The sequence below is a fragment of the Pseudomonas avellanae BPIC 631 genome (assembly GCF_000444135.1).
Taxonomy (GTDB): domain Bacteria; phylum Pseudomonadota; class Gammaproteobacteria; order Pseudomonadales; family Pseudomonadaceae; genus Aquipseudomonas; species Aquipseudomonas avellanae.
In genome coordinates, this window is sequence record NZ_ATDK01000009.1 from 1 (window position 1) to 9,720 (window position 9,720).

Here is a 9,720-nt window from a genome sequence, read left to right on the forward strand (position 1 = left end):
GCGTTGAGGGTTTTTGTTTTAGGCGTTTATAAAAAATCGTCTTGCCTCTCGTCCCACCACACATCCCCAGTAGTCATCCAGATCAACATGCGTGTGGCATTCCAGCGCGCTTGCCCTTATGGTTCGGCTTCAGGTTTCAATCGCACCCGCCAAGGAAGCAAGCATGTCCGTTACAACCCCGCTGAGTGCAGGTTTCATGGTGGTTCAAGGCAACCGCCCGGATGAACTGCGCAGTCTGGTTGTGTCCTGGATGCGTCGTTATCCCTTGGCACCGCTTGAGAACGAGATTGCGCTGGTGCAGAGCAACGGCATTGCGCAATGGCTCAAACTTGCGCTGGCTGAAGACGCTCAGGACAATGACAACGGCGGCTGCGGCGTTGCGGCTGCGATAGAGGTTCAGCTACCCGGCGGTTTCATGTGGACGCTGTATCGCAGGATTCTCGGCAGCGATGAAATTCCTCAGACGTCGCTGCTCGACAAGACTCCGCTGACCTGGCGCTTGATGCGCTTGCTTCCCGCATTGATCAATCAGCCACACTTCGAGCCACTGCAGCGCTTTCTGACCGACGACACCGACCTGCGCAAGCGCTATCAATTGTCCGAACGCTTGTCTGATCTGTTCGACCAATATCAGGTTTACCGCGCTGACTGGCTGGAAGACTGGGCCGCAGGCCTACACCAATTGCGCGACGGACGAGGTCAGCCACGGCCGTTGTCCACTGCCAATTGCTGGCAGGCCGAGTTATGGCGCGCACTGTTGGATGATGTCGGAGCCGAAGGCATGGCCCAGAGCCGTGCCGGCGTGCATCGGCGCTTCATCGAGCGCATCGGCAACATGACCGAAGCGCCACCCGGCTTGCCATCGCGGGTAATCGTATTCGGCATATCGTCACTCCCGGCGCAGGCGCTGGAAGCACTGGCAGGATTGGCGAAGTTCAGCCAGGTGCTGCTTTGTGTGCATAACCCCTGCCGTCACCACTGGACAGACATCGTCGCCGACAAGGACCTGCTGCGTCACCAGTACAAACGCCAGGCCCGCAAGACCGGTATGCCAATGATCCTCGATCCGCAAGCGCTGCATCAGCATGCGCATCCGCTGCTTGCTGCCTGGGGAAAGCAGGGCCGTGATTACATCAACCTGCTGGACAGCCATGACGATCCGCGCAGCTATCGTTCCTCATTCAAGGACGAGCGGATTGACCTGTTCAGTGAGGTTGAGCCAACCAATCTGCTCAACCAGTTACAGGACGATATTCTCGAACTGCGCCCGCTGGATGAAACGCGGGAGATATGGCCAGCCATTGACCCGCTTGAAGACCGCTCGGTCCGGTTTCACATTGCCCACAGCGCACAACGTGAGGTGGAAGTGCTGCACGACCAGCTCCTGGCGCGGTTCAGCAAAGACCCCAACCTGCGCCCGCGTGACGTGATTGTCATGGTTCCGGACATCGACAGCTACGCGCCACACATTCGCGCTGTCTTCGGCCAGATCGATCGCGAAGATCGCCGCTTCATTCCCTTCACGCTGGCCGACCAGGGGCAGCGTGGTCGTGAGCCATTGCTGATCGCTGTCGAGCATCTGCTTAAACTCCCTGACAGCCGCTTCCCGGTCAGCGAAATTCTCGACCTGCTGGACGTTCCGGCCTTGCGAGCGCGCTTCCGGATTCAGGAGCGCGATCTGCCAACCCTGCACCGCTGGATTGAAGGCGCAGGCATCCGCTGGGGCCTCAATGCGCAGCAACGCGCCGGTCTGGGTTTGCCGGATGCGCTGGAACAGAACAGCTGGCACTTCGGTCTGCGCCGTATGTTGCTGGGTTACGCCGTGGGTGCCGGTACAGCTTATGACGGCATTGAACCCTACGACGAAATCGGCGGGCTGGATGCCGCGTTGATTGGTCCGCTGGTCGCGTTGATCGATGCGCTCCAGGTCGCCCACGCGGAACTGTCCACACCCGCCACGCCGGAACAATGGGGCGCACGCCTGCAAGCCATTCTGCAGCTGTTCTTCATTGCTGAAAGCGAGCATGACGACTACCTGCTTGCTCAGCTCGAAACACTGCGTGAAAACTGGCTGGAAACCTGTGCAGCGGTAAACCTGATTGATGAACTGCCGCTTACGGTGGTCCGTGAAGCCTGGCTGGCCGGGCTTGATCAAGGCCGCTTGTCTCAGCGTTTTCTGGCAGGCTCGGTCAACTTCTGCACACTGATGCCCATGCGCGCCATCCCGTTCAAAGTGGTCTGCCTGCTGGGCATGAACGATGGCGATTACCCGCGCGCACAACCCCCGCTGGACTTCGACCTGATGGGCAGTGATTACCGCCCCGGTGACCGTTCGCGTCGTGAAGATGACCGCTATCTGTTGCTCGAAGCCGTGCTCTCGGCGCGGGATCAACTGTACGTCAGTTGGGTTGGCCGCAGCATTCGTGACAACAGCGAGCGTCCTGCATCGGTACTGATTGGCCAGTTGCGTGATCACCTGGCCAGCGGCTGGAAACTGGCAGGCGAAGCCGACCCCGACAGCAAGCTGGACGATGGCGAACGTCTTCTGAAAGCACTGACGGTGCATCACCCGCTGCAGCCGTTCAGCGCCCATTACTTTCATGCAGGCACCGGCTACTTCAGCTTCGCCCGCGAATGGCGCCTGCTGCATGAAACCCACCTCCAAGTGCCCGTGTCTCAAGCACTTCCCCCTCACGAGCAGGAAGAGCCACTGTCCATTGCGCAATTGCAGGACTTCCTGCGAAACCCGGTAAAGCACTTTTTCAGCCAGCGCCTGAAGATCTATTTCGAAATCGCCGAAGCGCCGCTCGCTGATGAAGAACCGTTCGTGCTCGACGCCCTTGAGCGCTACGGCCTCAGTGAAAGCCTGCTCAGCGCCGCGATGGTTTCCCCTGACACGATCGATGTCGCCCTGAAAACCCAGGCCCTGAAACTGCAAGCCAGCGGCCTGCTGCCTCTGGCCGGGTTCGGCACCTGCATGCAGGACGAACTGATCGAGCCCTTGCCGGACGTATTAAGGCGTTACCACGATCTGCTGACGCTGTGGCCCGAAACCTTGAGCAGTGCCTTGCCGATCAGTTTCAGCCACCGTGGCGTCAGCATCGACGGCTGGCTTGGCGGGTTGCACCGCAACACCCGCGGCGAGCTATTGCTGGTCACGGCGATTCCCAACAGCATTGGCTCGAAAAAGACCCGTAAGTGGCATCGACTGATTCGCCCATGGGTGAATCATCTGGTGGCCTGCGCCTGTGAACTGCCATTGAGCACCGCACTGGTGGCCAGTGACGAAACCCTGATGCTCGACCCGCTGGAAAAAGATGCTGCCGTCACCACGCTGAACCACCTGCTGATGGCCTGGCTGCGCGGTATGCAGCAACCGCTGCCGGTGGCCGTCAAAACCGCATTTGCCTGGCTGGGCCAACCCGCCGACAAAGCCGAAGCCGCCGCTCGCAAAGCCTACGAAGGTGACGGGCAGACCACCGATGGTGAGCGACGCGAAAGCACCGCGCTGGCCCGGCAGTTTGCGGACTTCGACGCCTTGATGGACAGCGAGGAATTCGCGGGCTGGTGCGAGACACTCTACAAGCCGATTTACGACGCGCCCTGGCAATCGTTGTCCGGCGGGGAGGGTGGCGCATGAGTAATCAATCGCTCCCTCTGGCGCTACGCTTTCCGTTACGTGGCAGCCAACTGATCGAAGCCAGCGCCGGGACCGGCAAGACCTTCACCATCTCTGCGCTGTACCTGCGCCTAGTGCTCGGCCACGGCTCCGAGCAGTCAGGTTTTGGCCGCGAATTGCTGCCGCCGCAGATCCTCGTCGTGACCTTCACCGACGCTGCCACCAAAGAGCTGCGCGACCGGATTCGTACCCGGCTGGCCGAAGCTGCGCGGTTCTTTCGTGACGAAATTAGCGCCCCCGATGACCTGATCAGCGAATTGCGCGAGCAGTTCGAGGCCGAGCAGTGGCCTGCCTGTGCCAGCCGTCTGGACATCGCCGCGCAATGGATGGATGAAGCCGCCGTCTCGACCATCCACAGCTGGTGCCAGCGCATGTTGCGCGAGCATGCGTTCGACAGCGGCAGCCTGTTCACCCAGACCCTGGAAACCGATCACAGCGACCTGCTCGGCGAAGTCCTGCGCGATTACTGGCGGCGATTCTGCTACCCCATGAGCGGCGACGCGCTGGCCTGGGTACGGGAAAACTGGAGCGGTCCGGCGGCACTGTTGCCCCGCGTACGTGGCTTGTTTGGCCGTGACCGCAGCACCAACACCCAAGCGCCGGCCGAGCTTATCGAGGCGTCGTTGCTGGAGCGTCGCGCAGCGCTTGTCGCCCTGAAAGCCCCTTGGGCCGCTTGGGCTGACGAGCTCTACACGCTCTGCCAGGACGCCGTGGCCCGCAAGGTGGTCGATGGCCGCAAGATGCAGGAGCGCTTCTTCAAACCCTGGTTTGAAAAGCTCGCCGCATGGGCCGCTGACGAAACTCAGGAAGCACTGGACCTGGGCACCGGCTTCACACGCTTGACACCAGACGGCGTCGCCGAGGCCTGGAAAAGTGATCCGCCGTCGCACCCGGCGTTTGCAGCAATGGCGCAACTGAAAGCAGCGCTCGACGCCCTGCCCAAACCAGATGCCGCCGTCCTGCAACATGCCGCGCAATGGGTCAGTGCGCGTTTTGAAGAAGAGAAGCGCCGTCGCGCCGAAATGGGTTTCGACGACATGCTGCTCAGGCTCGACGGCGCATTGCACGGCGCTGGTGGTGAGCGGCTGGCGACGCTGATTCGCGAGCAGTTTCCGGTGGCGCTGATCGATGAGTTTCAGGACACCGATCCGGTGCAGTACCGGATCTTCGACAGCATCTATCGTCTGGAGGGCAACGACGAGCAAACCGGCCTGTTCCTGATCGGCGACCCCAAGCAGGCGATCTATGCCTTCCGTGGCGCCGACATTTACACCTACCTGCGCGCCCGGCAGGCCACCGATGGTCGCTGGCACACGCTGGACACCAACTATCGCTCCAGCCACGCGATGGTCGAGTCGGTCAACCATGTCTTCACGCGAGCAGAGCAACGCCCGGAAGGTAGAGGTGCGTTTCTGTTCCGTGACGAGAAAGGCAATCAGGTGCCGTTCGCTGATGCCTTGGCCCAAGGTCGCAAGGAAACCCTGGAAGTCGATGGCGCAGCGCTCACTGCCTTGACGGTCTGGCATCTGGAGAGCGAGCAGCCGGTGTCCGGCGTCGTCTATCGCCAGCAGCTTGCAAGTAGCTGCGCCAGCGAGATCGTGCGCCTGCTCAACGCCGGTCAGCAGGGCCGCGCGGGCTTCACCGCACCGGGCAAGGCGCTGCGTGGGCTGCGCCCGGCCGACATCGCGATTCTGGTTCGCGACGGCAAAGAGGCACAGGCGGTGCGCTCTCAACTCACGGCGCGCGGCGTGCGCAGCGTGTACCTGTCGGACAAGGATTCAGTGTTCGCCGCGCAGGAGGCGCACGACCTGCTGTCTTGGCTCAAGGCCTGCGCCGAGCCGGATTCCGAACGCACGCTGCGCGCGGCACTGGCCTGTATTACCCTCGACCTGCCGCTTGCCGAGCTGGAGCGTCTGAATCAGGACGAACTGGCGTGGGAACAGCGCGTCATGCAGTTCCGTGACTATCGTGCCATATGGCGCAGCCAGGGCGTGCTGCCGATGCTGCGCCGCCTGCTGCATGACTTTGCCCTGCCGCAGACCTTGATGACCCGCACCGACGGCGAGCGAGTGCTGACCAATCTGCTGCACCTGTCAGAACTGCTGCAACAGGCCGCCGCCGAGCTGGATGGCGAGCAGGCGTTGATTCGTCATCTGGGCGATCACCTGGCGCTGTCCGGGCAGGCCGGAGAAGAACAGATCCTGCGCCTGGAAAGCGACGAGCAACTGGTCAAAGTCGTTACCATCCACAAATCCAAGGGGCTGCAATACCCGCTGGTGTTCCTGCCGTTCATCTGCTCGTCCAAGCCCGTCGATGGCAGCCGCCTCCCGCTGCAATTTCATGATGCCGATGGCCGCGCGCAGATCAGTCTGCAGCCCACCGAGGCGCTGATTCAGCAAGCCGATGACGAGCGGCTGGCAGAAGACCTGCGCTTGCTTTATGTCGCGCTGACCCGTTCGGAGCACGCCTGCTGGCTGGGCGTTGCCGACCTCAAACGCGGCAATGCCAACAGCTCGATGTTGCACCGCTCGGCGCTGGGCTACCTGCTGGGTGGCGGCACTGCGCTGCCCGAGTCAGTTGATCTCAAGGTCTGGCTGCGTGATCTGGCCGAGGGCTGCAACGCAATCGCCTTGCAGCCCGTTCCCCAGCCCACCGACGACAGCTTCAGCGCACCGCGCAACGAGGCCTCGCTGGTCAAGCTGCTGGTGCCTAAACGCCGCGCTGCCGAGAATTGGTGGATCGCCTCCTACAGCGCGCTGCGTATTGGCGACACGGTAACGGCAGGTGCCGACGAGTCACCTGACAGCCCGCAGGCACAAAAGCTGTTTGACGACGAGCGCCTTGATCCCGAAGCGCCTCGCGACATACTGGTCAGCGGCGGCGATATCCACCGCTTCCCACGCGGCCCTAACCCCGGCACCTTTCTGCACGGGTTGCTGGAATGGGCAGGTAACGAGGGGTTTGCGAACACTGCTCGTGATCCGATCGAGCTGGAAAGTGCCGTCGCCCGTCGCTGCAATCGACGCGGCTGGAAGGGCTGGATCAACACCCTGCGCGACTGGCTGCAGCAAATGCTGAACATGCCGCTTCGCCTCTCGCCGGACTCCACGCCGGTCGCGTTAGGCGACCTGGATCAACCCAATCAGTACCGCGTCGAGATGGAGTTCTGGTTCGCCAGCACTCACGTCAACGTGGCGCAGATGGATGCCCTCGTGCGCCGCTTCACCCACGACAATGCGCCACGGGCCGCCACCGAAACCGTCTCGCTCAACGGCATGTTCAAAGGCTTTATCGACCTGACATTCGAGCACGAAGGCCGTTACTACGTGGCCGACTACAAGTCCAACTGGCTGGGCAGCGATGACGACGCCTACACCGATCTGGCGATGGAAACGACGATTCTCGACAACCGCTATGACCTGCAATACGTGCTTTATCTGCTGGCGCTGCATCGACAGCTCAAGACACGCATGGCCGATTATGACTACGACCAGCACATGGGCGGCGCGCTTTATCTGTTCCTGCGCGGCAGCCGTTCCGCCTCTCAAGGCGCGTATTTCACTCGGCCGCCACGCGAACTGATCGAGAGCCTGGACCTGCTGTTTCAGGGCAAACCCTTAACGCCTGACCTGCCTGGAGCATTGGCATGAGCCGCTCGTTCGACGATCTGTTGCCCACTGCGCTGGACGACATCAGCCTCGCCGACTTGAGCCCGTTGACCCGCGTCGACGATCTGCTGATGCTGCTGGAACGCTGGGTCGAGCGCGGCTGGTTGCGCGCCCTGGACCGGGCTTTTGTCGCGTTCCTCAGCGACCTCGACCCACAGGCCGATCCGCTGGTGCTGGTCGCTGCGGCCCTTACCAGCCATCAACTGGGCCACGGCCATGTCTGCCTTGATCTTTACGAGACCTTGAAAGAGCCGGACTTCGCCCTGTCACTGCCGCCCGAAGGCGATCAGCAAGGCGGAGCAATGCTGCTGCCCTCGCAACTGCTCGCAGCGCTGGATGGCGCAGCGTGGTGCCAGGCGCTGGCGCGCAGCATGCTGGTCGCCCAGGTCACAGACTCAAGCGCCGAGGCGCTGCAAAAACCATTGGTGCTGGCAGAGCGACGTTTGTACCTGCGCCGCTACTGGACCTACGAACGCCGCATCGCCGCAGCCCTGCGGCGGCGCTTGGCACAACCTGATGCTCCGCCTGAAGATTTGCCGCAACGCCTGAACGCTTTGTTCGGGCCTGCGAACTCAGCGCCGGACGCCATCATCGACTGGCAGAAACTGGCCTGCGCACTGGCAACCCGCCGTGCATTCAGCATCATCACCGGCGGCCCCGGCACGGGCAAAACCACCACCGTGGTGCGCTTGCTGGCGTTGCTTCAGGCTCCTGCCGTGCAGAGCGGCCAGCCGCTGCGCATTCGTTTGGCAGCGCCGACAGGCAAGGCGGCAGCACGTCTGACCGAATCCATCAGCCAGCAAGTGCAAAGCCTGGACGTCAGCGCCGAGGTTCGGCAGAAAATCCCCAGTGAAGTCACCACCGTGCACCGCCTGCTGGGCAGCCGCCCTGGCACGCGCCATTTCCGTCATCACGCAGGTAACTTGCTGCCACTGGACGTGCTGGTTGTCGACGAAGCGTCCATGATCGACCTGGAAATGATGGCCAACCTGCTCGACGCACTGCCGCCGCATGCGCGTATGGTTCTGCTCGGCGACAAAGACCAGTTGGCTTCCGTCGAGGCGGGCGCGGTACTGGGTGATTTGTGTCGCGACGCCGAAGACGGTTTCTACAGCCCGCAAACTCAGGCCTGGCTTGAAGCTGTCAGCGGCGAAGACCTCAGCAAAGGCGCGTTGCGCGAGGGTGATGCGCAGCAACATCCACTGGCCCAGCAAGTGGTCATGCTGCGCCACTCGCGCCGTTTTGGCCAAGGCAGCGGCATCGGCCAGTTGGCCCGGCTGGTCAACCAGCAACAGGATCAACAGGCGAGGGCGCTGCTGTCGGCAGGCAGTCACACCGATCTGTTCGCCTTGGCGCTCAAGGGCGAGCAAGACCTCAAGTTCGAGCGGCTGGTGCTGGAAGGCCTTGGCCAAGGCGAACAAGCCCCGCAGGGTTATCGGCATTACCTGAACGTGCTCGGCGCCGAGCGCCCGGCAGCCGGCGCTGAACTGGACGACGAATGCTGGACCCGATGGGCACGCTCGGTACTCGACGCCTTCGACTCATTCCAGTTGCTCTGCGCTGTACGCAAAGGCCCGTGGGGCGTAGAAGGCTTGAACCAACGCATCACCCATGCGTTATTCAGTGCGAAGCTGATCGAAAGCGAACAGCAATGGTACGAAGGCCGGCCAGTCCTGATGACCCACAACGACTACGGCCTTGGCTTGATGAACGGCGACATCGGCATCACCTTGCGACTGCCCGAGCGCGATGGCGAGGGCAAACAGGTCCTGCGCGTCGCCTTCCCGCGCAACGATGGCAGCGGCGGCGTGCGCTTCGTCCTGCCCAGCCGCCTCAACGAAGTCGAAACCGTCTACGCCATGACCGTGCATAAATCCCAAGGCTCGGAATTCGCCCACACCGCCCTGATCCTGCCCGAAGCCCTAAACCCGGTACTGACTAAAGAACTGATCTACACCGGCATCACCCGCGCCAAACACTGGTTCAGCCTGATCGAACCGCGCCAGGGCATCTTTGAGGAAGCCCTGCGCCGCAAAGTCAAACGCCTGAGCGGCCTGATGCTCGGGCTTTGAGCCTGCCACCGCCCGTGCCTAAGCGGGCTGCAGTCTGTAATGCACAAGTCGTGAAGGCTCTGAAAAGGTGGCGTCTGCCCGGATGGCGCGGGAGCGGACCGGGCGCTTCGCGTGTAGTAGCGGACTCGTCCGCGAACTGCCGGGAACCGGCAGCAACGGTGCACACGGTACATCAGACGCAACTGAGGCAGCCCGTTTCAGGGCCGCTGCAGATCCGACACAACACCTCACACGCCGTAATCCACATACCGCGCCATAAGATTCGGTCGGCTAAACGTGTCAATCGTATAAACCCGCTGCC

Annotated in this window: 3 protein-coding genes; all 3 read left to right on the plus strand. The window is 62.2% G+C overall.

Annotation, left to right across the window (positions count from 1 at the left end; translation table 11 throughout):
* The first annotated feature begins 163 nt into the window (after positions 1–163).
* The 3 genes from recC to recD are packed head-to-tail and all read left to right on the plus strand — an operon-like array spanning position 164 to position 9,419.
* A complete protein-coding gene (gene recC / locus DW49_RS0100480) occupies positions 164–3,640 on the plus strand; it encodes an exodeoxyribonuclease V subunit gamma (RefSeq protein ID WP_005614538.1) in 3,477 nt (1,158 codons plus the stop codon).
* Positions 3,637–7,329 carry an exodeoxyribonuclease V subunit beta gene (gene recB / locus DW49_RS0100485; RefSeq protein WP_005614540.1) on the plus strand — a complete coding sequence of 1,231 codons (3,693 nt, stop codon included), beginning with the start codon at positions 3,637–3,639 and terminating at the stop codon, positions 7,327–7,329. The genes recC and recB overlap by 4 nt, the downstream gene beginning before the upstream one ends.
* Entirely contained in the window at positions 7,326–9,419 is a 2,094-nt protein-coding gene (gene recD, locus DW49_RS0100490; protein ID WP_005614542.1) for an exodeoxyribonuclease V subunit alpha, read from the plus strand. Before recB ends, recD begins: the two co-directional genes overlap by 4 nt.
* Positions 9,420–9,720 lie beyond the last annotated feature (301 nt).